The following is a 26591-nucleotide window of genomic DNA, read 5'->3' as shown; positions in this document are numbered from 1 at the left end:
TCAAACCGCCAGATCATCGCGTCGCCTTTTATCCGGCTCGCTCGCAAACAGCGCCAACCCGAACGTGATCGGTCCGACGCGGCCGATAAACATCAGGGCAATCACGACCACCTTGCTGAGCGGTTCTAAATCACCGGTTAACCCACGTGACAGACCAACCGTGCCCAACGCGGACGCCGCCTCTAAAACCACGTCCTCAAACATGCTGCCCGACTGCAAGAGCAAAAGGATCGTGGCGCCAACAAAGAAGATTACAACGTAGAACACGATCGACGCGAATGCGAGCAGCAGACGATGCTGTGGGACTTCCACACCCCAGAAGGTGATCTTATCGCGTCCGCGGAGAGTACTATACACGGTCGCAAACGCCGCCGAAACAGAAGTGGACTTCAACCCACCTCCCGTGCCCGATGGCGAAGCCCCGATGATCATGATTGCCAACAACAAAAATGTCGGTGCTGCTGAAAACTCACCGATGGGTGTCGTGTTAAATCCGACGGTCGTCAGTGCCGTCATCGCTTGAAAGCCCGAGACAAGCAACCGCTCCTCGCTGGGCAGTTCTCGGTACGAAGGCTCCATCAGGAACAACAAGGCCCACGCCACGACTAGCGTCCAGAACGTCGCATGCAAAATAATCTTCGTCGTCAAAGTCCGTCGCTGCCGAAAACCCGTAAACGACCAGAAGAAGTCACTGAAAACGAGAAACCCTATTGCTCCCGACAGGCTAAGAATCGCAATGATCGCGTTCACCCAAAAATTGGACGCAAACTGTTCCAGTCCATTAGGAAACAAGCTGAATCCGGCGGTGCAGAACGCGCTTACCGCATGAAAAATTGCCTGCCAGAGAGGATCCTCAATACTGGCCGCACGAAACGCGAAAAAAAGGCATACCGCACCACAGATTTCAATCACAGCGGTAAAGAGCACGACGTTCAACAACAGCCCTCGAACGCTGAACCCTTCAGGCATCGCAAAAGTAAGCTTTGCAATCTCCTTATTGGTCGACGGAAGCTCCCGCTTTCGGGCAAGCAGAATAAATGAGCCGAGGGTCATGTAACCGATACCGCCCAACTGGATCATCACCAGAATGGTCGCCTCGCCCCAGAAGGAATAGCTATCAGGGGTACCAACGGTCGCCAACCCGGTGGTACTGACCGCTGACGTTGCCGTGAACAGATTATCGAGCGCTGAGATTCGTTCGTTCTGATGACAGACCGGCAAGCTGAGCACGATCCATCCGACAGTGATGTAAAATGCATAGCCGACCAGCAACAACTTAAGAGGATGAAGGGATTGGATGCGACTTCTCATAAACCCAAACGCCGGTAACCGGGGGAAAGTGATCGACTTGTTCGGCTTTCTATCTTCAACCAGAGGTTTTCGGCAATAGCTGCGAATCGATGCGGTTACCAAAGGGTCGTAACGGGAACGGAATGGTCTCCAGGGCAACCTACGAGACGCCCTGGAGTTGACGATCCCTGAAACGCGCGGCATCACCCGGCAATCCACTGTTGCATGCTGTGATCGTCCCTGCCCCAACGCGCGGTCAAAGCACGTTGCTTGAGGATGTGCTGCCGTTGCGTCACAGGATTGTGCCCATGTGGTCCCCGACGTGCGCGTACAGCTCTCTTTTCTGTTGCGACTGGACAAGCAGGTCGTCGTCGAAGCGGATGCGACCGGGCTCGAAAATCACGATGGTCGACGAGGCGCCGAAGCGGAAATACCCTTTCTCGTCCCCCTTCGAAACGTTCAAACCCGCCGAATAGGTCTGACAAATCCCGCCAACGCACGTGGCTCCGATTTCCAGAAGCAGCACCCTGCCTATCGTCTCGGTATCCAGCACGGTCAGGACACGTCGATTGGTGGCCAGGATCTGGATGTTCTGCCGAAGCGCGATCGGATTCACCGAATAGAGCGGGCCGTTGACGTGCCGGGGTGGTCCAGGACATCCCGCGACCGGAAAGTGAAAACGATGGTAGTCGACCGGACACAGACGTGAGACCAACAGCGATCCACGCGCGTAATGCCGCGCCAAATCCGCATCGGCCACCAACGTCTCCAGGTCCAACCGCTCTCCCTTGACCAACAACCCATCGCTTTCGGAGAGGTCCGGAATGCACAGGTGGCGTCCATCGGCGGGAAAGACAACCGTCGTTGGATCGGAATCGATCGGCCTCGCCTGGGGCTTCAAACGTCGATAAAAAAAAGCGTTGAAGTTCTCGAACTGGTCCGGGGCCCGCACAAATTCGTCAGCATCAATTTCGTACCGTTCGATGAACGGTGCAATTTTCTCGCGCGAGCTGCGTCGATCCATGAGCCAGCCGTAGAAGCGTGAGAACCACAACCGTTTGACGACCGTGGCCAACGCGATCTTGCCACCGACCGATCCATACGTCCAACGCAACGACTTGTCACCGTAAACCTTTTCGACGCATGTCTGCTGTCGGTACCGGTCAAAAAAGACGATCTCGTCCACAAGCCTGATTGATCATGGGTGGGGAAACTTTCGGCCGCGTCAGAGAGCATCTCGAAACCGATGCATGGCCGCTGCTGGGCGGATCGATTTTGCGACCGCGATCCGCCGCTTCACGATACGTCGCCAGATCGGTCCGGGGAATCCCAGGGGCGGTGGCGGATCCCAGAGCGACCTGAGCAGAGCGACCTGAGCAGAGTGACCTGGGAAGAGCGGCCGGACTTGCGTTTGCCGTGCGGCCCACCTACGTTGCAGACTTGTGAAGCACCGCGAGCCGATGACATGTCTGGGAGCAGCGCAACCGTGGAAACCGATCCGACCACGTCCGACGGGCCGTTGTCCCCCGATGGCCCCCAGGCCCCCGATGGGCCTTTGACTCCAGAGCACTACGACGAGCTGGCGCGGGCGAAAGATCGTATCAAGCCGATCCGCCGAGCCGCCGGCGTGGCGGCTTTCAACGGCTGGACCATCGCAATCATCGCGGCGTTGTCGCTGCCATTTGCCGTTCTCGGCTGGGACGGACTGCTGGTCTCCATCGGCCTCTTTATCGTTGCCTATTTCGAATTCCGCGGTCGCCGCCAACTGCTGAAGTTCGACCCCGGCGGGGCCTCCCTGCTGGGCTGGAATCAGGTCGGTTTTCTCAGCCTGATCATTGTCTATTGCCTGTGGATGCTGTTCGGAGGCACGTCGGATATTGAAAACCATCCCGAACTTTCCCAATTCCTTGGCACGGCCGGGAAAGAACTGTATCGATCGCTCGTGATCACACTTTACGGGAGCGTCATTGTGCTCAGCCTGGTGTTCCAGGGAGGCAACGCGATCTACTACTTCACCCGGCGCAAATACGTCGACGCCTATCTGCACGAAACTCCTCAATGGGTGAGAGACTTCCAACGCGCAACGGCCGCCAACTGACGGCTGTGGAACGGAAAGGAGAACCGCGGGGTCGCTATTGGTTGCAGGCGTCCAGCAGTGACCGTTCCAAAATGGGAAGGGATGCTTCCAATTCTGGCACCAGCGACGCGGCAGCCTTCATGTCAGCCTCGGCGGCGAAGGCTTCCAGCCGTTGCGAGGTTTCGAAGATCTGGCTGGCGCCGAGGGTTCGGGCATTGCTTTTCAACGTGTGCGCCGCGCGGCGCAGCAACTTGTCATCGCCCTGCTGCAATCCGTCGCGAATCTGCGAGAGCAAGATGGGATACTCCTCACAGAACGCCTGAACAACATCCGCGAACAGGGCTTCGTCTCCGCCCATGAACTCCAGGGCCGCGGCTCGATCGAAGGTCACGACCGGTTGCTGCACGGACGGTTCTTCATCGGACGCTTGCTGATCGCAGGGTTCCTGATTACAGGGTTCCTGATTAACCCGTTCGGCCCCGTCGGAACACAGCGAAGCCGATGCTTCCGTCGTATGCGCCGCCTCGGAGGTTGGTTGGGCCGAAGCGTTTTTTTCGATCGTGTCGAACAGGTCGCTCGGATGCAAGGGCTTGGAAACATAGTCATCCATTCCCGCATCCAGACATCGCTGGCGGTCACCCTCCATGGCGTGCGCGGTCATCGCAATCACCGGGACATGACCACCCGTTTGTCGTTCGCGTTGACGCAGCGCGATGGTCGCGTCAATGCCGTCCATCTCGGGCATTTGAACGTCCATCAACACCGCGTCAAATGTTTCCTCGGCCACCGCCGCAATCGCTTCCCGACCGTTTCCGACGACCTTCACCGAGTGCCCCCGCTTCTCCAGCAGGCGGATCGCCAGCTTTTGATTGACGGGGTTATCTTCGGCCAGGAGCAATCGCAAGGGCTTCGAACAGGTTTCCGTCGTTTGTGGTCCCTCCGGTGGTTGGTTCTCGGCGGCAGCGATCCCCAATGCTTCATTCAGCGATTCCATCAGCTCGACACGTCGAATCGGCTTGCTCAGGTAGTGCGAGACACCGATCTTCTTGCAACGGATTGCATCTTCACGGCGCGCCGCTGAGGAGATCATCATCAACGTCGCGTCGACCAATTCCGGATGGCGTCGGATGTGTTTGGCCAATTCAAAACCGTCCATCGTCGGCATCATGTTGTCCAGCAAGACCAGGCGATAGGGCTGGCCGGATTGGTGCGCGCTATCCAGCATCGCCAGTGCTTCGCGGCCGCTTTCGGCGGCTTTCACCGCCATGCCCCAATGTGACAGCATTCGGGTCAACACATGCCGGTTGGTTTGGTTGTCGTCGACCACCAGGACGCGGATGCCCTGCAGGTTGCTCGACGGCGGCGACAGTTTGCGTGGCACTTCCGCGTCGGACAGGCCGAACTGGGCCGTGAAGTAGAACGTGCTGCCGCGGCCCGGTTCGGCCTCCACCCAAATCCGGCCATTCATCATCTGGACCAACTGGGTGGAGATCGCCAGTCCCAATCCGGTCCCGCCGTACTTTCGCGTGGTGGAGGCATCGACTTGAGAAAACGCGACGAACAACCGCTCGCGTTTGTCGTGCGGGATGCCGATCCCGGTATCGGACACGGAAAACTGCAGTTCGACGGTCTGGTCATCCTGATGCAGGCTTTCGGCGTGCAAAACGATTTCCCCTTGCTCAGTGAATTTGATCGCGTTGCCGACCAAATTGAAGATGACTTGGCGGAGCCGTCCCGGGTCTCCGACCAGCGTGTCCGGCACATCCACGGAAACATCTTCGATCAATTCCAGCCCCTTCGCTTGGGCCCGCATGCCGAGCGCGGCGAGGATGTCGTCCAAACAGGCGCGAAGCGAAAAGGCGATGGACTCCATTTCCAGCTTGCCGGCTTCGATCTTGGAAAAGTCCAGGATGTCGTTGATGACCGCCAACAGATGGTCGGCCGATGATTTGACCATGCCCAGGTATTCACGCTGCTCCGGCGTCAACTCGGTGTCCAATGCCAGATCCGTCATGCCGATGATTCCATTCATCGGAGTCCGAATCTCATGGCTCATGTTGGCAAGAAACTCACTCTTCGCCTTATTGGCAGCTTCAGCATCACGTTTGGCTTGTTGCAGTTCCGCATCCGAACGGTTGAGCGAAAAACCCATCCACCAGATCAGCAAGCTGAACACGATGATGTTGGCGAGCACGAACAAGGACAGCCCCATCCCTTCATCGAAAAGGGCGTGCTGGCGGGCATACCAGCGCAGCATGCCGATCAGTGCCGGGATCAGAACGGCGGCGGGCAGCAGTCGACGTACCATCAGGCCGCCGGAGCCGCCACTACTGACAATCGCCATCAGGCCCTCGGCGGGCCGGGCGCACAGAATTCCAATATTCAAGACCGCGAATGCTACGGCGGTATTGAACGCCATCGGTATGAACGACTCGATACCGGTCAAACTCATGGCACGGTAGGAGTAGCCGACGATCGCCAGCAAGCTGATCAAGGACGCCAGTAACGCCAGGGATTCCGAAGGTCGAAACAGACGCCCGATGCGCACGTTCAACATCAGCAGAGCGGCACCGCTAAGCAGAAAGCAGGCGGCGGTGTTGGGCGCCATCCGGTTGGGAATCTCGTAGGCCTCCAGACTTTGACGAAACAGCCAGCGATCGGGCCCCTCGTCCCAACCGTAGGCGTATCCGACCAATCGCACCGCCGCCAGCGCGGTCACGCCGGCCGCCAGCCCCAGCCCCGTGGCCATGTGGCGCTTGCCGGAAGCCTCCTGCATCAACCACAAGGCGACCCCAGCCAATAAGAAACCGAGCGCCGTCCCGCCCGGGTTCATCGCCACCATTCCCGGGAAGACCGTCTTCAGCGTTTCGGCGTTCACAGCCCAGCCCAGCAGCACCAGCAGTGCCACGGCAACGACGGCAACCGACGCAGATTTCGAAGCGAAACGAAATCGCTGAACCAGATTCGGATCGTGAAGGACGTCCACCGCGAAAACCCCAGAAATTGGGCTCGGCCCCACCTTCATCGTATCCCACCCCCCGAAGAAAAACAGCCGCGTGGTGCCGGTTCATCGGTTGGAATCAAGATTCTTCAGGCGCATTCCCTGAGCGTCACGGCCGCCGAACGACGTCCAGCGGTTAACCGTCAGGCCGCTTTGCGGTCATGGCTGACGCGACCGCCCAGCCATTTGCGGATTGCTTGGCGGTCTTGTTCCCAATCGTCGCTGATGCGACGGTTGACGTAGGTCTGCAGCATCAGATCGGTCGTATCGGTCAGCTGGCGGATCGCGTCAATGCGGTCTTCGTCATCGAACTCTTCGTCGTCTTCCAAGTGGATCTTCGCCCCGCTGATACCGAATGACTCCGCTTGCAGCGTTAAATCAAATTGACGCCCTTCGCGGACGATCGTCATGCCGGCTTTTCGAGGCAGTTTCCCAGACTGAATCGCCTGCATCGCTTCGGGCAATTTAACGGGACATTCCGCGGCGATGGTTTCTTTGCCGGATTCGCCATAGGGGCATTCCAGGCTAAGCGTTTTGGCAAGCATCACCGTGACTTCGGATTCGTCGACCAGGGTGATCGAGTCCGATTCGTTTTCGAGCGTCCACCACAACCAGACCAGGAACTCATTCCCCAGGAAGTCGGGAGCCTGAGAATGCTCGTTGGACCAGACGTGGTCCCCGGCAATCAGATCGCTGACAAAACTGATCGGATGCAGATCATCCACTTCACCGAACACCTTGTTGTCAATCGCCCATTGGGTGGCGATCGAGCCGGCGCCGCGATGACTCAGTTCCAGACCGAAGGTACGTTGCAACAGCTCGATGCAATGACGGGCCGAGTTACCAACGGATCCTCCGAAATACAACATCTCCTGCGAAAGATCCCAGAGCAGCGGGAAGGTTTGCATCTTTCGATACTTTCCGGTTGCCGCTTCCTGCTCGCACCGTTGCTCGACCGCTTCTTTGGCCTCTTTGCGTTGAGCCTTGGTGATCACCCCGTCCTCGCTGTCTTTAGCAAATCCGGCCAATTCCATCTGCAACCATGCCGCACGATAGGACGCAGGGATCTGGTTTGTATCGATCCGAACGGCGGCGTGCAGAGCATTGTTGATCAGATTCTTGCCAAGATTAAAGTCAACATCGAAGAGATGTTCACCGGCCAGAAACCCGACGGACACGTTCTCAGCTGATGCAGTCTCGAAACCGCCAGCCGCCTGACCGGCGAGCGCTTCGAGGTGCTCGTCATCGAATGAGTCCGATTCGAAACCGGAGACACTAAATCGTTGAAATCCGAGGCTTCCACGCAGAAAAGGCATCGACCACCTACAAACGTTTGGGGGGAGCAAGACGACATCTTCGTGATCCTATCGACGTTTGTCGGCGAAAGTTTGAGCGAACCTTGCGGGAGGCTCCTGAAGCTGCCGTCGCCCCCTTGACCCGGTGCTTGGCGGAGCCAGACGGGAGGGTATGCGCGGGCAGGAACCCGGGGATGAGAGGGGGAGCCTCCCCAGCCGGGTTGCAACACTCCGGTCTTGGCAGCGACCGTCTTGCCGCGCTCGGCCGGCCAAATCAGCAAAGTCGTGTGTCGGAATCGCGACGCGTTGGGGAAAGGAAAGTGTCGCGCCGGATGCGTCGGGTATACGGGGAACCTCCACCCCCGAAGGACGCGGCGATGAGCGGTCAAGCCTTCTTAGCGATTCGTTGCCTTGCCCCACGCACGTCCGCACCCGAACGGTTGCCCCGAAGCAGGCCGTTGGTTTCCTGGCCCAGTCTGTTTCAAGGCAGTGTGTTTCAAGGCCCAGTGTTCTGCAAAGTCGCGTTCAGCTCGTCGTGAGCAGCCGGAATGGACGCAGCTTTCACGGAGTGCAAGGCGACGATCAACAATCAAAACGCCGCGTTTCTGTCTCTCGAACAATGAAGCCGGTTTCGGAAGACCGGAGGAATCATGGAGCACCAGACATCGAAAGTGCGTTACGTCCAACTGGACCAGACGCGAGGATTGGCGATCGCCGCGATGATCGTCGCGCACTTCGGCCCCGGTTTCTATGAACGGCTGGACATCAGCGGTGTGCTGCTAGACTCGCTCTTGTTCTTTGGACGACTGGCGACCCCCTCCTTCATCATTGTGTACGGAATCACACTGGGGCTGGTCTATCTGCCGCGGTACATGAGCAGTCGCGAGCAAACGTCCATCAAGTTGTTCCGACGCTCGGCGACGGTTCTGTCGTACGCGATTCTGATCAGCATCCCCGCGGTGATCGATTTGGTCGCCGACGCGGAGCCGAGTGACGACGATTTCACCTGGCAGTTTGCACTCTGTCTGTATTCGGTCCTGCTGTTCTACACCCTGGCGATGCTGATCACGCCCCTCGTGCTGGACTGGATCAAAGACGAACCGATGTGGAAGTCGATCGCGATCGGATCGGCGCTGATCCTCATCGGCACCAAACTGGCTTTCAGCGTTTGGCCGTACACCGGCCCGGGGCCCCTGGAGTACACAAGACTGCTGCTGGTGTCGGGCAAATACGGCCTGCTGACGTGCTATGGATGCGCCGCTTGCGTGATCCCCATCGGATACGCCTTGCACCAACAGATCCGTGCGCCGGCGGAAGTGGAACGACGGATTCTGTATCTGTCGTTCGCAACGATCGGGCTGTCGCTATCGGCAAGCTTTCTGGTGGGCGCCAGGCAGATCGGTGATTACGCAACCCAGTACGGCAACCCGCCCCAATTCTGGTACATCTTCTTGGCCGGCGGTTTGAGCGTGTTGTACATGATCACAATCGCAAAGGTGCACATTCCCTTCTACAGTCGCTTTCTGGAGAACACCGGCAAACACCCCCTGCAGATCTACGCCGCTCACGAGTTCGTACTTCCGGTTGCGAGTTGGTTGAAGGATGTGGTCGACCCGACGGTCGCCGTCGTGGTTCCACTTGCCACGTTTCTCCTCTACTGGGTTCTCAAAACGGGGATTGTCCGGACGTCTTCTCAGGCCGGTCCCTGATTCCATTCGCAAGCACGCATCCTCCCGCGGCGATGATCGCGGACCGTGTTTGATCGCTTACAATGCGGCTCCTCCAAAACCGCGATGTCTCTGACGGGAGTCCCTTTGTGAAGCCAGTATTGTCGACCGCTGCGTTCATCTTTGCCGTTTGCCTGGGCATGAGCGGCCCGGACATCAGCGGCCTGGGCATCAGCGTCAGGGCCGGCGAAGGGGATTCGCCACAGCCTCATCCGTCCCAAGGGCCAACGGAGGATTCGCGGCTGATGGCCTACGTGGGCACCTTCAGTTCGCCGATCAAGGACACCCTGCCGACCCAGGTGGATCTGCCGCCGGGCAATGGGCGGGGCATTCACCGTTTTTGGGTCGACCGGGAATCCGGTGCGCTGACCGAGGCGGGCGTCTACGAGATGGGCACCAGCCCCAGTTGCCTGGTCGTCAATCAAGCCGGCGATCGGTTGTACTCTGCCAACGAGACGGATCGGGTTGGACCCCATGGCCACGGCAGCATCAGCGCGTTTGCGATTGATGCGTCCGATGGTAGCCTCCGCCTAATCAACACGGTCCCGTCCGCCGGGGCGGGGCCCACGTACGTCAGCATCCATCCGTCGGGCAAGTACCTTCTGGTGGCCAACTACTTTGGCGGCTCCATCGCCGTGCTGCCGATCGAACAGGACGGCCGACTCGGCCATGCGGTGGACGTCAAGGAAGACTCCGGACAGCTTGGCCCGACGCGGGCAACCAACGCGCCGCTCGGCAGCAAAGCATTCAGCGGGCATGATCACACGCATGCTCACATGATCCAGTCCGACCCGTCCGGCAAGTTCGTGCTGCACGTCGATTTGGGCTTGGACCGAATCTTCGTTTGGAGAATCGAGATGACGACCGGAAAGCTGACGCCGGCCGCCACGCCGTTCGTCGCATTGCCACCGGGCGACGGCCCGCGACATTTTCATTTTCATCCCGACGGTCAATGGCTGTATTCCATTCAAGAGGAGGGCTCGACCGTGGTGTTGTTCGACTTCTCCAGCGAAACGGGTGAGCTTTCGCCTCGACAGACGGTTTCCACGCTACCGCCAGGGTTCGCCGGGAGCAATTTCTGTTCGGAGATCCTGGTCTCGCACGACGGACGGTTTGTGTACGCGGGGAACCGACTGTACGACAGCATCGCCATCTTTTCGGTCGGTCCCAAGGGCCGGCTTGAACGTGTCGGAGAAGTATGGACGCGGGGTGATTACCCGCGAAGTTTCACGTTGGATCCGTCGGGTCGATACCTCTACTGTGGCAATCAACGGGCCGACAATTTGGCCGTCTTCAAAGTCGATCGGGCGAGCGGCGGATTGGAGTTCACGGGGCAGTTCGTTCCCGTCGGAAACCCTTCCCATATTGTGTTTCTAAAACTGGCTTCGTCGACGCCCCAGGTTCTGACTGACAACCCGGTCAACGAGAATTGATGAGCCGTGGATGTTCGCGGGGTCACGCCGCCCGGTCGCGGGATGCGCGTTGATCACGAAGTCGATGGAGCTACCGTCGCCGGACGGTGGCGGCGCTGTCATCGCGGTCGCGTGCCCCCTCCGGACGTCTCGCCAGAATCCCCGATTGGATTTGATTCCGCTGACCCTTGACTCTCGCGATCGTGTAGAATTGCCTTGGGGGGTCGGGACGACCCTCGAATCCCCAACAGCGTCTTCCCGACGAGGAGAGTAGCGATGGCCAAAGTGCTTTTAGTTGAGGACAGCCCGACGCAGGCCGTCGAGATGCGAATGCTTCTGGAAGAAGGGGGGCACCAGGTTCGCCATGCGGCCAACGGCAAGGTCGCTTTGGACGTTCTTTCGAACGAGTCCACCGACATCGTCGTGACCGACTTGGAGATGCCGGAAATGAACGGCTTGCAGCTGGTTCAAAGCATGAACTCGTTGCATTCGTACGTCCCGGCCATCTTGGTCACGGGGCAGGGATCGGAAGAACTGGCGACGCAGGCGTTGCAAAGCGGCGCGGCCAGCTACGTGCCCAAGAATCACCTGCAGTCGATGCTCAATGACACGATCGCGAACGTCTTGGGGATTCTCCGCAGCGACGCGAGTTATGCGCAGCTGATTGCGGCGATGCAAAAGAGTGTGTTCGTATTTGAGCTGGGCAATGACCCCGCCTTGATCAGCCCGCTGGTCAGCCTGGTCACGCAGATGGTAGCCGGCATGGACCTGCTCTGCGGCCGCGAACTGACTCGACTGGGCGGCGCGGTGGAGCACGCGGTGTTCAACGCCATGTTTCATGGCAACCTCGGGCTGGGCTCATCGGTGCTTCCCTCTCACCGGGCGGTGATCTACGACGGGGCCACCACCGATTCGATTGAACGACGCAAGCAGGAAGAGCCCTTCAAAGATCGCAAGGTCTATGTCGAGGTATCGGCAGCGAAGGATCAGATTCGGCTGATCGTGCGTGACCAAGGACAGGGGTTTGCGAAAAGCAAAATCCCGGATGTTGCCAAGTCGGGCACGCTGGAGGCCGAATCCGGCCGCGGACTGGTATTGATCATGAGCTTTGCCGACGAAGTGACCTTCAATGACGAAGGGAACGAGATCACGATTGTCAAGAACTGCGTCCCCACGGAGTAATGACAAGCGTTTCCTTTGATACTCCTCACCGGAGAGAAGACCGATGTCCGAGCAGGGCATTCAAAACGTGGCGTCCGACGACGCGCGATCGACCTATGAGTCACTCGTCAACACGCTCCCCCTGAGCGTCCTGATCAAGGACTTGGACGGCCGGCGACTGTTCGCGAATCAAACGTACCTGGAACTTCGCGGTTTGAAGTGGGAGGACGTGATCGGCAAGACCGACGCGGACCTTTTCCCCGAAGAGATTGCCAACCGATACTCGCATGACGATCAGCGCGTCATCCGCGAGCACAAGGTCCTCCACGACGTCGAAGAATCCGTCAACCAGGATGGCAAGCCCTGTTGGATCGAACGCATCAAGAGTCCGATCTTCGGAGAAGACAATGAGATCATCGGGATTCAATTGGTGTTCTGGGACGTCACCGCCCGCCATTTGGCCGAGCGTGAACTGCAGCACGAGCGTCATCTGTTGAACGCGCTGCTGAAAAACATTCCGGACAGCATCTATTTCAAAGATCGCGATAGCCGGTTCATGCGAATCAGCAAGGCGATGGCCCACAAGTTCGGGTTCTCCGGGGAACAGGACGTGGTGGGGAAGACGGACGCCGACATCTTCACGGCCGCCCACGCCGAAGCAGCGAGAAGCGATGAATTGAGGATCATCGAATCCGGCAACCCGCTGGTCGACCTGGTGGAACGCGAGACGTGGCCGAACCGCGATGACACCTGGTGCATCTCCACAAAAATGCCGCTGTTCAATGACGACGGAGAGATCATCGGGACCTTCGGCATTTCTCGCGACATCACGGAATTGAAGCGTTACGAAGACGACCTTCGCGAGGCGCGTGATGCGGCCGACGCCGCCAACAAAGCCAAGGGCGATTTCCTGGCCAACATGAGTCACGAGATCCGCACACCTATGAACGCCATCATCGGCATGTCGGAATTGCTCGCCCAGTCGGAACTCAAAGCAAAGCAGTACGACTACGTCCACCTGATCCGTGATTCCGCCGAATCACTCCTGCAGCTGCTGAACGAGATCCTGGATTTTTCCAAAATCGAGTCTCGGAAACTGCAACTGGAATCGATCTCCTTTTCCCTCCGCGACTTGATCGAAAAGTCAGGACAGACGCTGGCCATTCGGGCCGCGGAAAAGAATCTGGAGCTTGCGTGTCGGGTCGCACCGAACCTTCCCGACCGCTGGGTCGGTGACCCGGGACGGTTGCGGCAAGTGTTGATCAACTTGATCGGCAACGCCATCAAGTTTACCGATGAAGGCGAAGTGGTCGTGGACGTCAGCAAGGGGAAACCGCACTCAAGCGATCCTCCCGGAACGACGCCCCTGCGATTCAGCATCCGTGACACGGGAATCGGAATTCCAAAAGACAAGCAGGCATCCGTCTTGGATCCGTTCACACAAGCCGACGCCTCGACGACACGACGCTTTGGCGGCACCGGATTGGGGCTCGCCATCTCCAGACAACTTGTCGAATTGATGCACGGCGAGCTTGAATTGAAGAGCCGGCCCGGCCAGGGGACGGAGTTCTATTTCACCGCGCACTTCCCTCTGGCCGACGAACAGGTGATCGACCCCAAGAAAGAACTCAATCGTTTGGCCGGACTGCCCGTGCTGTTGGTCGATGACAACCAAACCAACCTGCGAATTCTGAAAGAGATCTTCTCGACGTGGCGGTTGAAACCGGCACTGGCGACCGGAGGCTCCGAGGCACTCGATTTGATACGCGAGGCGGACGAACGAGGAAAACCATACGCTTTGGCCGTCCTGGACTGCATGATGCCCGGCATGGACGGATTCGAATTGGCCAAACGCATTCGAGAAACGCATTCGCGTGACCAGATGAAGCTGATCATCTTGTCCTCCGCCACCAGCACCGATGACACCGGCCGCTGCGAAGAATCGCAGATATCGCGGTACATGACCAAACCCGTCATCCAGTCCGAGTTACTGGATGCGGTTTTGGACGTGATGCACATTCGAGAAAGCGGCGAGCCCCGGAAGCGGAATTCGCTTCCGTCCTGCCCGCACTTGCGTGTTCTGGTCGCCGAAGACGGCTTGGCCAATCAGCAGGTGGCGATCGGGATGCTGGAAGCGGCCGGGCATTCCGCCGTGGTGGTCAGTGACGGGCGTCAGGCGGTCGCGGCGTGGAAAGAGGAGCCGTTTGACTTAATCCTGATGGACATGCACATGCCCATCATGGACGGATTGGAAGCCAGTGAAGCGATCCGAAATCACGAACGCACAACCGGAGGCCACATTCCGATCGTCGCGCTGACCGCCGCCGCGATGAAAGAAGACGCCGAAGCATGTCTCAAGGCTGGGATGGATGCCTACCTGGCCAAGCCCATCCATCACCCGGATCTTCAGGAGACGATGGCTCGATTTGCTCCGGAAAAATCAGTCCTGGAAGGACTCGAAGCGACCCGTTCGACGCCCGATACTGGATCTCCACCGGATGTGACCGAAGAGCCCTCCCCCGAATCGGATTCCGAAGCCGACCCACCGACGCGATCCAGCGATATCATCGACCTGGGTGCCGCGGCAAGCCGCATCCCGCATGGGCTGCGAGGCGTTCGGCAACTCGCCAAAGTGTTCGTGAACGAGTGCACGGACATGATCGCTGCGTTGCACGAATCCGTTTCGCAGACCGACGGGCCGGCCATCCGACGCACGGCGCACACGCTCAAGGGTTCTGCAAATCTCTTCTCGGCTAAACGAGTGCACGACGCCGCAGAAGAATTGGAAACGGCCGCGCGCAACGAGCAGTTGGACAATTCGCAATCGTTGCTGGAACGCCTGGAAACCGAAGTCGAGATGATGCTCGACGAGTTGAATCGGTTCATGGAATCAGGCGAGGAATCTTCCGGCGGTTAATTTCCTCAAGGGCACGTGTCGTCCGGCGTCGTGCTGCCGCGATTTCATTCGCACCGCCCGTCTGATGGTGAACGAAGCCACCGAAAACGGGGACTTGGTTTTGGAAAACGCACGACGAAGACGCTGATCGACAACGGCGCGATCATGCTCGCCGCAACGACGCCGCCGCTGGCTCAAGCCGATTCTTCACCGACACAAACGAAGTTTGGTGACACGAAATGTCACCGATCGATTTCGATCTTGATGTCGACTTCCCCCTGGAATCGCATCAACGAACGCATCTATCATCGAAGAACTGCTGGTCGCCGACCGATGAGTGGAACCTAGATCGGTCCCATCGAACCGCACCGCGAAACCACCGACAGTGACTGCGTTCCGGTCAACTTTAGATGAGCCAATCGAACCCCTACCGACCTCCGCGAAAGTCCGAGGAAGGTTCAAACGACGCGAAACCGCCGGGACGCAATCACCAGCATCTGGGAAAATTCATTGTGCTCTGCTTCGTCGCAATGATCGCGCTGACCGGCTTCCTGTCCGCCATCGACTACCTCGCGCGGACGCTTGTTGATTGGATCTGGTAGTTCCGCCGTCAGGATTAAAGCTGCACGACCTCCTTGCGGGAGCGTGCGACTTGACTGTCCAGTTCGTTTGCGTTTCTTTGCATCAGTCATGAGAGGACTCCACGAACTGACGTTGTTCGGCGGTCAGGCCCTGCAGCGAAGTCGGATCCAATCGGGTCGAGGAATCGATTGTTGCCGCCGAATGAGTGAAACCGGTCTGGTCGACCACGCAAAAAGTGGCGCCAAAGAGTGACGTCCCGCGCAAGTCAGCGCCACGAAGATCCGCGTCGCTCAGATCGGCCCCCTCCAGATCCGCATCCCGAAAGTCGGCGTCCCGAAGATCGGCCGACTGCAGGTGCGCGTTGGAAAGGTTCGCCCCGCGGAAGTCGGCATTGCGCAAATTGGCGCTGCGAAAGTCGGCGTTGCGCAGCAGGGCTCCCGTCGCGCGAAGCTTTTCCAAGTTCATCCCGCTCGCCTGCAGACTTAACAAATCACGCCCACTGAAATCCCGTTGCCGAATCAGCCGGGAAGCCTCTTGCTTGCCAACGGATGCCGCGATGTAACGCTGCTCCCGCCAGGGATCCGCGCCGTTGTGGTATCCTGCTTCGCCCTCCCAGTAGCCCGGCCGATCCGCCCGCAGGAACTCGATCCGCTCCAGCCATTTCACGCTTTTGTAAAAGTACTTTCCCGGGACCACCATCCGAACCGGCCCGCCATGCTCTTGGGACAGCGGCTGTCCCTGGGCGGAAAACGCGAGGATCGGATCGAGTCGCAGTAGCTCGTCCAATGGGAGCGAAGTCGAATGGCCCCGATCACTGCGCGCGACGAAGGAAACATGGGTGGCATCTTTCTTCCACAGCGGGTCGCCGGATTGGTCATGAACGATCTCGGCAAATCGCACCCCTTCGAACGGCATCTCCAACTTGCTCCAGCGGGTGACGCAGTGCACGTCGACCTGACGATGAACCTGCGGAAGCGATCGCAATTCCTCCACCGTCCACGTGCGACAGGACTCGACTTCACCGCACAGGGTGACGGTCCACGGGGCATCGTCCTCTCGTGGGGCGCGTTCGCCAACCACCGGCCAGCGATCGCCCTTGACCAATTGCTGGTTTGGGGGAAGTTGATCGTGATGCATCGCCATCCTGGGGGAACCGAAAAACGAAAAGGACGCTGTCCAGCTAGCGTGACATTCTGGCCCCGGGACGAACCAGTTCGTTGAACCGATCGACGGGCTCTGACGCCGTCCAGGCAATTCCCCGCAGCAGCAGGATTCGAAACAAGGGATCGTCGAAGGTCCAACTGTAGTGACCCGGGATGCTGACGAAGACCCGACCGCCCAGTCGTTCGGTCGCCCACATCTGCGGCGTGGCCTTGCCATCCTCACGGCTGGTCGCCAGCAAGGTGATTTGGCTCGGATCGCCGCTCAGCTCCCAATAGCTTTCGTCATACAACTGCAACTGTTCAAAGTTTCGAACGATCGGATGTTGCTGATGGTGGATCTTCAGCGTCAGCGGACCGTGACGGTACTTAATGCTTCCGCCCTTGGAAGCCAAGCCGATACGGTTAGCAAACTCCAACGATCGATCGTTCCCATTGACGGCCCAATGAATGTAGACCGCGCCACCGCCTTGTTTCAGGTAGGCATCCAGCTTCTGCTGACGCAGCCCACCAAAACTGCCCTTTTGAAAAAACACCACAACATCGGCCTGATTCAATTGCTCGTCCGACGGGAAATCAAACGCCGTGGAGACGGTTAACGTTGGGTCAGCCAAGAACAGCTGTTCCCAGACACGTTGCCAGGCCGGGTAGTCGTGTTCCCCAGGGCCGTGATCTTTGATGCCATCGACCAGGACCAGATTCAGATGCTTGCGGGTCGGATCGGCCGCTTTCGACCCGGCCAACGCTTGGGCAACTTCCGCGGCAGTTCGGACCGGCGGGGCGTCGAGCGGCGAATCCTCTGGCATCCGCGGCGGAGCGGACAGCAGGTACGTCATCAAGTCCCGACGCTGGCTGTCATTCAACGAATCCAGCAACCCCTTCGGCATGACAGAAACCGCAGACGGTTTCAGCTGGTCGATCCGGGATCGATCCAGCGTCACCGACTTGCCATCCTTGTCGCCCAGAATCAATTCCTGGCCTTCGGTACGCAGCACGCCCGTCATGACCCGTCCGTCATCGAGCAATGCGATGTGCGTGACATAGTCCGGATTGATCGCGTAGCTTGGCTGTTCGATGTCACGTCGCACCGAAGCGTAGTCGCGGTGGACCAAATTGCCGAGGTCCGGCCCAATCGGAACACCGCCGCTTTGGCTGAGGTGACACTTGAAACAACCGACCTGTTCGCTGAAAAACAGGCGACGCCCCCGTCCCCAGCTGCCGCCCGCGATTTCCGGCGGCGGTTCCGTCGCGGAACCTTCGGTGGACTCGGAATCTGACCGGACTTCCAACCAAGGGAGAATGAAGCGTCGCAACTTTAGCGGACGCTCGGCAGAATCTTCGTTGGTGGAAACGGTGCAGTGAAGTTTCAACGCATCGCCCCGGCCGGTCGGGACAACCAGCGAGAGCCGCACGGGCTCAGTCACGTCGGTCGGCATCTGAACCCGGTGTCGTTTTCCTTGCTCCGTCGACTGAACCTTCAACGCGGTCCGGAGCGTCGCGTCGACGGTGCACGGGACGTTGCAACGAAGACTCAGCTCCACACTCTCCGGCGGCCACTGGTAGTCGAGTTCCGCCCCGGGCTGCACCGCCGGACGGAGCACATCGCTTAGATCAACCTGGGTCGACAGGGTCAGCTTCCCCGGCTCGGACAATCGTTGCCAGAGGCTACGGTGGGCGGTGCTGCTTGAGAGCAGATGCCGGGAGACGTCCAGGTCCGGGTGCGGAACCCAGCCGCTCCATGACTCCATCTCGCTCGCGGAATCGGGAACCCACTTCACCGCGACGCCGCCGAGCGAATAACCGAGATCGATTTGATCCTGTTTCCTGTGTCGGGTTGCCTTCGCGGGATCGCGTTCCGTCGCGGAACGATCCACGGCATCGTCATCATGCGTCGCTGCCAGACGTCCCGGCAGGGTGATCGCATAACCGACGTGACGCAGCATGGGATCGGTCTGCAGGATCACGGTGTGCAGGTCGGCCGAAACCGACAGCCCTCGCACGGGAAGTTCAAAGCGTGGTGCCATCTGCTGACGCTGGACGACGGCATAGGGCGGCGTCAGATTCTCAAATCGATCACCGGGCTGCACGAACTCTCCGTATTCGATCCGGATTTGCGATGTGGCTTCGCGCAGCGACAAAGGATCCAGCGGGTGGTCAAACGTGATTCGGACCTCGCGATCCGTTTCGGCCCATGCCGCGACGGGTCGGGGAATCTCGGGCTGGATCATTTGGATCCGAAAAAGTTTTCCCGGACCCTCCGGACCGGTTCCCCAGTCCGGTGGACCGCTGTGGCAAGCGACGACAAGGTCACCGTTGGGTGCAACGCACGCATCGACCGTCAGCATTTGAAGACACGCCAACAACTGAGACTGGGCGACGTAGCCTTCAGCCGTTTTCACCAAATCAGTCTTCCAAAGTTTCCCCCGCGACTCGCCACAAACCAATGCCTGATTCACCCATTCCGGGGGACCAAACGTCGCGCCTTCGGACGCCGGCGGATTAAAGACCATGCCGCACGTGGACTGGTGTTGCGGACGGTAGTCGTAGGTGGAGGGTTCGTCGATCACATCGGGGTTGTGCCTCGGATGTCGAGGCGGAAAGCCGTAGTGCCGGTCCGGACGAATATGAAGCAATTCGTCGAACGGATTGCCGTTGGCCAGCCAGGTCGCGCCCTCCTGTTCGGTGCAAAACAAGTCACCGTGTTGATTGAATGCAAACGCGATCGGAAACCGGATGCCGGTGCACACGGTTTCGCGTGTCTGAAAATCGGCGGAGACTTTTTGAACGGTCCCTCGGTCACTTTCGAGCGAATACTCCGCGACGCCCCGGTCGTTGACCAGGTAGGCGTTTGCGTAATTGGCCGTTCCCAGTCCGAAATAAAGATTCCCGTCGGAATCCAACGCCATTCCAACCGCGTCCACGTTCTGCGGGATCTCTTCCCAGCCGTCCGCGACCACCGTTTCCTGATCCGCGCGGTCGTCACCATCGGTGTCCACGATCAGCGAAACCTTGCCTTTGCTTGGGACGAACATGCCCTGTCCCTTCGGGTAGTTCGGCGGAGTGAGGGCCAGCCCGATCGGCCCGCGAAGGCTTCCCTCGTTGTCATAGAACAGCTCCGATCGGTCCTCCAGCCCGTCGCCGTCGGAATCGCTTAGCAGATGGATATCGCCGTTGTATCCGAGCGTCACCAACCGACCGTCCGCCCGAAAACGCACGTTGTTGACGTTGGTCAGTGCCACCGGAATCTCCTGAACACGGAATCCCGGCACCAGCATTTGAATGGTCGGCGGATCCTGTACCTTGACCAACGGAATCCCCGGCTGCGAGATACCCGGCACCGTGTCAGGAATGGCCTCGGCCAGCTTCGAGTGCTTGGACAGCAAGTGTTTGCGAATCGACTGTGATTCTGATTCGTTGAGCGCCTTATCGTAGATGACGATCTCCGCGACGTCTGCTGCGGCGTGACCTTGCGCCCGCTGTTCGCCCGGACCGATGGTATGATGCCTCGCGCCCACGGTCAGCTGCTGGATCGAAAACGAACCGGGCTGGAACGGGCGAGTGCCTTCCCGATTGCCATCCACCCAAACTTCGACGCGTCTCGCGATCGGATCGATACGAATCTCGATCAATTGCAGGGTTCCGAATTCACTCTCCTGAGTGCGCAGATTCCTGGCCCCTCCGAAGCCACGTCCCTCCACATTCAGCTGGCTGAAGCTGCGAGTGGGACCCGCCCCCAAATCGACATTGAATCCCGATTGGTAATCGCGTTGTCCGTCCTGATTGGCTGCCAACAAAGCGCGATACTCGCCTTCGTTCCGGTGGGGCGCCGCGACGATGAAGATCGACGCCGCTTCCAAAGCCGTCGGCGAGGACTCTTCATGCAGGAAGTCGTCTTCGCCGTCAAAACGCACGAACCAATCATCGCCAAGCTGCATCAGCTTTGGCTGTCGTGACGCATCGCGCTGAACGCAATCGCGGCGACCCGCCGAAGCATCGGGCCAAACGGGCAGAGCGTCGCCTGAGTCGATCTCGGGGTCGCCGTTGGCGCGTCGTTGATCGTTGATTCTGCCGGCATCAAGCCAGAGCTCCAAGTCCGCAGACACCGTCGGCAAATCGGCCGCCGGCACCGGGCCGCCGGACGCCAGCAAGACGCAAAAGAAGGCACCAACGATCATCGCAAGCGACGGGCGAAACGGCAGCAAGGCATTCGCAGTGGACTGCATGAGAAAACCTTTCCGCAGGGAACGCGGAGGGAGGAGTCATCGCGGGGGAGAATGGGGCATTGATTCTACACAATGGGCTTCCTGTGCCGGGCAATTGAATACACCGTGACTTTCAGTGCAATCAGCGGGAAGCCGCAAACAGCCTTCACCGCTTAGAGGAAGTGTGAATCAGAGAACGTATGACACTCATTGCCAGGCACTCATTCGGCGTGCAATCGGCCGAACAACAAGACGCCGCGTCCGGTCGGATCAACGTAGAAACGTCGCGCGATGTACTGGTCTTCGACGTGAAGTTCGAACGGCTGCGGTTTCCCCATCAACTTTTCGGCGACCGCCTCCGGCAGGTCAGGGATCTTTTGCGCCGACGCTGCCATCCGCACGCCACGCTCCGGATCCGCCATGGCCCACACCTGTCCCTCGCCGTCGGCAACGAACAGTTCGTATTCCAAAGTCCCCAGGCCGGCGAGTACCTCTTGAACGCGGGTGGAAATGTCCGCCTCAATCACGGTCATGCCGAAGCATTCGCCCGACGCACCGCTGAACACCGGCGTCGCGACGATCAATCGCTCCAGCCCGAAAGAATCGATCGGATCCTGCTTGCGCGGCTCAAGCGATAGCTTCACATCCCCCGGTTCAAGCAATGCCACCTGATCCGCCAACGGATCTGATTCGATGGTTTTCAAACGACTCTGGGGCAGCACGCGGATCAAGGATGGATAGGCTGGATTGCGTTCCACTCGCACGATGTCTTCGGCATCCCCGCCGTTCTTCATCGCTTCGAATCCCAGCGTCAAGTAATCCGGGTTGGACCGCAACATTCCCGTGAAGATTGTCTGCAGACGCTCACGCCACGTTTCTTCGTCCTCGCCTTCCTGGCCGTTCCGGGCGGCGATGATGCCTTCGATGGGTGGAAGCGAGGCGGTGAAGCGAACGTCCCTGGAAAGCTCGGTCGCGACGCCCCTGAGTTGAATCTGGAGTTCGCGGACATCGCCGTTCATCTGCGAGAATCGGGTGTGCAGGGCCGCCAGCCGGTTTTGTCGCGCGGTCATTGCCATGGTGGTCAAAACGACCAAGACGACCATGGCGGCGGCGATCAAGAACTGCGTCAAACGCTGATGGGAAGACACCCAGCGGTTGACACGCTGCCAATGGTTCTCGCGGTAGGCGGTGACCGGTTCTCCCGCCATCCAGCGCTGCACGTCTTCCCCCAGGTCGGTCGCCCGCTGGTAACGTGCATAGCGGCGCCGCGCCATCGCCTTGCGGCACACGGCGTCCAACGCCGGATCCACGGACGAACTGGCCTCGCGGGCCGATGGGGTTTCGCCCCCGGCGATCACACTGATCATCCCGCGCGCCCCCACCCCAGAATTGACCGAATCTCGCTGCGTCTTCTCGTGCGGCGCGTGACCGCTGACGATCGCGAACAGGATCGCACCCAGACCATAGATGTCCGTTCGGTAATCCAGTTCGTCCAGGCGACCGGCGGCTTGCTCGGGTGCCATGTACAACGGCGTCCCCAGGACCTGTCCCTCGGCCGTTCGATCACCGCTGCCGATGGTTCCGGAATCCATCAGGCTCTCGACCGATGTTTCGTCCACCACCTTGGCCAACCCCCAATCGATCACGATCACCTGACCGAAACTGTCGATGACCACGTTCTCGGGCTTCAAGTCACGGTGGATGACCTTGCGTGAGTGCGCGTAACCGATCGCGTGACAAACGTTGACGAAGGCGGTCAACAAGTGACGCAGCAACATCGGGTCTTCGTCGCCGTCTTCCCGCCGCTCGTGGTACTCGATGATCGAGTCCTCCAGGGTGGAGCGTCCGAGGAAGCGCATGGCATAAAACAATCGCTTCGACGCAACGTCTTCGCCCAGTTGATAGATCGGGACGATGCTGGGGTGGTCCAAACGGCCGGTGATCTCGGCCTCGTGCTTGAAACGTTGGACCACCGCGTCACTAACGCCCTTGGACCGGCTGATCTCCTTGAGTGCCACGTAACGGTTCAGGTTGACGTCGCGTGCAAGCCAGACTCTTCCCAGTCCCCCCTGACCGATTTTGCGAATCAGCTCGTAGCGACCTTCCATCACGCGCGCGTCCTGCTCGCCACCACGACTGGCGACGGTCACGCCCAACAACTTGGCCACGCGCCCCGAACCATCCAGCCGCTCCAGCGTCGCCAGCAGCAGGCTTTGCCCCCCACCGCCGGACCCGCTGCCAAATTCCGAACCACCCGCGGCGCTCATTCGCGCCCCATCGACACGTTGCAGCGCCAATTGGCGAAGGGAGTCGATCTGCTCGGGCTTCAGGAACGACCGCTTTTGGAGATGCTCGGCAAGCGAAACATTGCCGTGAATGGACCAGTCCGACACGTTGGCGGCAATCTCCCGTTCACTGGCGATTCCCGACCGCATCAGCTCCGCCGCAAACGCGATGTCTTCTTCCTGGCGTGAAATCGTGTCGTCCGGCTCCCAGAGTCGCGTTTCGGCAAAGTGGTTTCCGTCAGTCGTTGGCGAGTCCGAGGCTGGTTGGAAATCTGCCATGGCGCAGAAGCTTCTCTGAAAGTTCGATTCGGGACCCATCGTCGATGCCGCCATCTTAGTTGACCGCACCAAAAAACCGCTGCTTTTTCAGCGGATCCGCCGCCAAATCGTTGCCCCGCAGCGTGAGCGTCGGCGGATTGGCCGGCGCGCGGGCGGTTCGCCGACGGCGGACTTGGTCCGCCGTTTGCACCTGCCGCGATGCCGCTGCCGGCGGTGGAGACCGATGGAGTCCCTGGTTCCGCCTGCGCGTCTTTCAACGCATCGCTCTCCCCGCTTTTAATGCCCCAGCATTCCTGATCCGCTTTGAGTTCTCAACGATGGTTCCCTGGCACCGCGTGTCCTGTCACTTCTTATCCCTGCCCGTCCTCGTCGCTGCAACGTGCTTGTCCCTGACGAATCCCAGCACCACGTTCGGCCAAGATCAGCCAGCTGCTGAAGTCGATGCGCCGGTTCCCGAAGCGCTTCGTGCGACCATGGTGTTGCGAATTTCCGAGGATCTGCTGCAAAAAATCTTTGCGCGAGACATCGACCGCCAAACGCCTGTCGATCGTTGCATCTTGGGAACGCATTCACGGGGCACCGCGGTGACGACGGGGCATGCCGACGTCGAAACGAAGCACGACATCGACGATGGTGTCTTTCAAATCCAGGTCCGCGGAACGACACGCTCACGAACCGTCGGCCGCAACGGACCGGCCATCATTCACAGCCAAGCGGTTGTGAACTGGACCGTTGCCAAAGTCATCCGGTTTGACCAGGGCCAATTCATCACGCGGCCGGGGTCGATTCGCAGTGACACCACGCTGAACCTGATCCGGGTCGATTCGAGCCTTCCCGGCTTGCGAGGGGCATTGGTGCGAAGAATTGCCAACAAGCGTTACTGTCAACAAAAGCCCACGGCGACCGCGATCGTCGATCGACTCACGCGACAACAGATTCTCGATCACATCAATCATTCGCTGGATGAACGCATCGAAAAGCTGAATCACAGGATTCAATCTCGTCCCTTTCTCAGCTATCTGTTGAACTCGCTGGACTCTCCCACCCTTCACCTTTCAACCAGTGAGAATTGTCTTCGCTTGGCCTTCCTTGACGATCGCGAGGACGCCCCCAGCTGCCCACTGGAGCAACTCGATCCGTCCGACACTGAACTCTGGATCCATGCGTCGTTATTTGGTCTGCCAGATCTGAAAAGCGTCGATCTGCCGGCCATCGACGAGGATTGGATGAAGACCCTGTTCCCGGACATGCCACTGGCAGCGCTCGGGGCGACCGCAAGCGATGCTCCGAAAGCGAAAGCATCGACGCCACTCGCGGCCCAATGGGTCGACCAATGGATCGTGCTGCGGCCGAAGCTGGCCCCCGAAATGGCTCAGCCAGAAGTCGCCGGCGAGACGTCCACCGGATCGCCCGAGCAAAAGTGATCGGCATCTCCGCTGTTTTACTTGCCGGTCCGTCGCGGGGTGATCTATCATCAGGCGTGTTCGGACAAGGAGTGCCCTCAATCTCGGCCTGCTGCGAAACCACCGCCGGTACGAAACACGCGGTTGCGGGCTCTCTTCTTTCTAACTCCTCAGGCGATGGCGGTGCGATGAATCGAACCTGGAGACTTTTGTTGGTCCTGCTTGTCTGGACCTGTGCAAGTGTTGCCGCTCGGGCACAACAGCGCGATCCGTTTTCCAACTCGAACGATCCAAACGATCCGTTTGTGAAATCCCAGCCCGCCGCTGGCAAACCGGTTGAGATCACGTTCAAGGTGCTGGACGAGAACGAACAGCCTGTTCCCGACGTGGTGATCCATCCGAGGTCCAGTCGCGATCGGTTTGTGACCGACAAAGACGGGATTGCGACCTGGAAGACGACCGAAGAACGGATTTCACAACTTGCCGCCGGCACACCCAAACAAATTGGATTCGCGACGGGACCAGCCCGAGACCGACCGATGCCACGGATCACCGCGCGGTTCACGGTGGATACTCTGACCGCTGGATCGGTGCTCACACTGCGCGGCAAAGCCGGCGTTCGGCTAAGTGGTCGCGTCGTCGGCGCTGAAAACGGAGAACCGATCAACAACGTCCGAATTTACTGTGCGGCGATCGAATATCCCAAACCATTGCAGTCGAATTGGTTCACATCGACCAACGATGCGGGCCAGTGGTCGATGGTGATTCCGAGAGTCGACACCAAAGTGATCGCGGCGGGTCAGGGTTTGTTGGGATACAAAATCGACCATGACCTGCGGTACGCCACCGACGTCAAGATCCCGGAGAACGTGGACGCAATCACGGTCCCCGATTTCAAGATTGATCCGATCCCGCCACTGAAAGTCGTTGTCCGGGACGCTGACCAAAAAGCCGTCGCCAACGCGATGGTGAAGGCGTGGTACCACCATTGGCTCAGCGACGACATCGTGATGCCGGAATCTTTTTCAGACTCCGTTTCAACCGACGAACAAGGACGCGCAGCCTTGAAAGTAAAAGAGGTCGAAGGGGTGACGGCCTTCGTGAAAGCGACGCGGGTGGTCGATGGTGTCACGCTGACCGGTCGGACAAAGATTTCCCCGGATGTCCCCGAATCGACCCAGCAACCCATTGAGATCGTCTTGCAACGTCCGGTCGCCGTCACCGGCAAGCTGACCCGCGATGGCCAACCGGCCAGCGATGTGGAGGTGGTGATCTACGAATCCATCGACGTGCCCAAGCGGTCACCTCCCTGGATCACGACGGGGCTGCGAGGCGAATCCACGACCAATGCTTCGGGCGTTTACGAGTTACAGGTTGAGCCGGGAGTCCGCTACGTCGTGGCATTGAAGCAGCGGGGCAACGATGGACGCCAGACGTTGCTGCATCGAACTTCCGACGCCCTCATGACCTCCTACACGGTTCCCGCCACTGAACTCAACTCGGTAGCCAAGCCGAGCAGGTGATTCGGCGGCAGTCCGGTGCGAAAAAAGGAACGGCACGGGATACCGCCGAACGACTTCACAGACACCAGCGTTTGATCCGTCGGTGATTCAACTGGGAGTCAACGACCGGCGGGCTGATGACCGGATGCTTGGGGTCATCTTGATGATGCAGGTGCTCTCCGGCTTCCAGACGCGCCTTGAGCACCTCCAGCTTCTCCGGGGTCCCGGGCAACGCGTTGGTCGGCGCCGGTTCTCGACAGGGGACGAATTGACGATCGTCTCGAAAATGAGTCAGGTGATCATGGATGGAAAGAATCAT

General features: G+C 59.3%; 16 protein-coding genes. 8 read left to right on the top strand and 8 right to left on the bottom strand.

Going from position 1 to position 26591, the window contains the following annotated elements:
• Together FYK55_RS14810 and asd are read right to left on the bottom strand one after the other, a co-directional pair.
• On the bottom strand, positions 1–1311 hold the full coding sequence (locus FYK55_RS14810) for a TrkH family potassium uptake protein (RefSeq protein ID WP_161604518.1): 1311 nt from the start codon (positions 1309–1311) through the stop codon (positions 1–3).
• 271 nt (positions 1312–1582) lie between these two features.
• Positions 1583–2476 (bottom strand): archaetidylserine decarboxylase, encoded by an 894-nt coding sequence (gene asd / locus FYK55_RS14805; protein ID WP_150077194.1) that lies wholly within the window; start codon positions 2474–2476, stop codon positions 1583–1585.
• A 279-nt stretch (positions 2477–2755) separates the two neighbouring features.
• Between asd and FYK55_RS14800 the strand changes: the two genes are divergently transcribed.
• Positions 2756–3388, top strand: a complete 633-nt coding sequence (locus FYK55_RS14800) for an efflux RND transporter permease subunit (RefSeq protein WP_150077193.1) — start codon at positions 2756–2758, stop codon at positions 3386–3388.
• A 34-nt stretch (positions 3389–3422) separates the two neighbouring features.
• Here FYK55_RS14800 and FYK55_RS14795 read toward each other — a convergent pair whose 3' ends face one another.
• The gene (locus FYK55_RS14795; RefSeq protein WP_161604517.1) at positions 3423–6353 is read right to left on the bottom strand and encodes a hybrid sensor histidine kinase/response regulator; all 2931 of its coding nucleotides are present in this window, start codon (positions 6351–6353) and stop codon (positions 3423–3425) included.
• A gap of 158 nt (positions 6354–6511) precedes the next feature.
• Positions 6512–7714 carry a hypothetical protein gene (locus FYK55_RS14790; protein ID WP_235908703.1) on the bottom strand — a complete coding sequence of 401 codons (1203 nt, stop codon included), beginning with the start codon at positions 7712–7714 and terminating at the stop codon, positions 6512–6514.
• A 599-nt stretch (positions 7715–8313) separates the two neighbouring features.
• On the opposite strand from FYK55_RS14790, the gene FYK55_RS14785 reads away from it, so the two are divergent.
• From FYK55_RS14785 to FYK55_RS14765, 5 genes are all read left to right on the top strand, one after another.
• Complete coding sequence (locus tag FYK55_RS14785; protein WP_150077191.1) at positions 8314–9372, top strand: heparan-alpha-glucosaminide N-acetyltransferase domain-containing protein; 1059 nt, start codon at positions 8314–8316, stop codon at positions 9370–9372.
• A gap of 107 nt (positions 9373–9479) precedes the next feature.
• Positions 9480–10823: a lactonase family protein gene (locus tag FYK55_RS14780; RefSeq protein WP_235908702.1), complete on the top strand. Its 1344-nt coding sequence runs from the start codon at positions 9480–9482 to the stop codon at positions 10821–10823.
• A gap of 255 nt (positions 10824–11078) precedes the next feature.
• Positions 11079–11984 carry an ATP-binding response regulator gene (locus FYK55_RS14775; protein WP_201743719.1) on the top strand — a complete coding sequence of 302 codons (906 nt, stop codon included), beginning with the start codon at positions 11079–11081 and terminating at the stop codon, positions 11982–11984.
• 43 nt (positions 11985–12027) lie between these two features.
• On the top strand, positions 12028–14880 hold the full coding sequence (locus FYK55_RS14770; protein ID WP_150077190.1) for a response regulator: 2853 nt from the start codon (positions 12028–12030) through the stop codon (positions 14878–14880).
• A 389-nt stretch (positions 14881–15269) separates the two neighbouring features.
• Positions 15270–15461, top strand: a complete 192-nt coding sequence (locus FYK55_RS14765) for a hypothetical protein (protein ID WP_150077189.1) — start codon at positions 15270–15272, stop codon at positions 15459–15461.
• Between the two features lie 82 nt (positions 15462–15543).
• Here the strand turns inward: FYK55_RS14765 and FYK55_RS14760 are convergent, their stop codons facing one another.
• The 3 genes from FYK55_RS14760 to FYK55_RS14750 all read right to left on the bottom strand — a co-directional run bounded on the left by FYK55_RS14760 (position 15544) and on the right by FYK55_RS14750 (position 23367).
• Positions 15544–16578 carry a molybdopterin-dependent oxidoreductase gene (locus FYK55_RS14760; RefSeq protein WP_150077188.1) on the bottom strand — a complete coding sequence of 345 codons (1035 nt, stop codon included), beginning with the start codon at positions 16576–16578 and terminating at the stop codon, positions 15544–15546.
• Between the two features lie 43 nt (positions 16579–16621).
• Positions 16622–20824 carry a ThuA domain-containing protein gene (locus tag FYK55_RS14755; protein WP_150077187.1) on the bottom strand — a complete coding sequence of 1401 codons (4203 nt, stop codon included), beginning with the start codon at positions 20822–20824 and terminating at the stop codon, positions 16622–16624.
• Positions 20825–21024: 200 nt separating this feature from the next.
• The gene (locus FYK55_RS14750) at positions 21025–23367 is read right to left on the bottom strand and encodes a serine/threonine-protein kinase (protein WP_161604516.1); all 2343 of its coding nucleotides are present in this window, start codon (positions 23365–23367) and stop codon (positions 21025–21027) included.
• Positions 23368–23426: 59 nt separating this feature from the next.
• Here FYK55_RS14750 and FYK55_RS14745 point away from each other — a divergent pair, with 59 nt between their 5' ends.
• Together FYK55_RS14745 and FYK55_RS14740 are read left to right on the top strand one after the other, a co-directional pair.
• Positions 23427–24791 carry a hypothetical protein gene (locus tag FYK55_RS14745; protein WP_150077185.1) on the top strand — a complete coding sequence of 455 codons (1365 nt, stop codon included), beginning with the start codon at positions 23427–23429 and terminating at the stop codon, positions 24789–24791.
• Between the two features lie 167 nt (positions 24792–24958).
• On the top strand, positions 24959–26293 hold the full coding sequence (locus FYK55_RS14740; protein ID WP_150077184.1) for a hypothetical protein: 1335 nt from the start codon (positions 24959–24961) through the stop codon (positions 26291–26293).
• 55 nt (positions 26294–26348) lie between these two features.
• Here the strand turns inward: FYK55_RS14740 and FYK55_RS14735 are convergent, their stop codons facing one another.
• On the bottom strand, positions 26349–26591 hold the full coding sequence (locus FYK55_RS14735) for a hypothetical protein (protein WP_150077183.1): 243 nt from the start codon (positions 26589–26591) through the stop codon (positions 26349–26351).

The sequence above is a fragment of the Roseiconus nitratireducens genome (genome assembly GCF_008629675.1).
Lineage (GTDB): Bacteria > Planctomycetota > Planctomycetia > Pirellulales > Pirellulaceae > Stieleria > Stieleria nitratireducens.
This window is presented reverse-complemented; position numbering and strand designations above follow the sequence as displayed.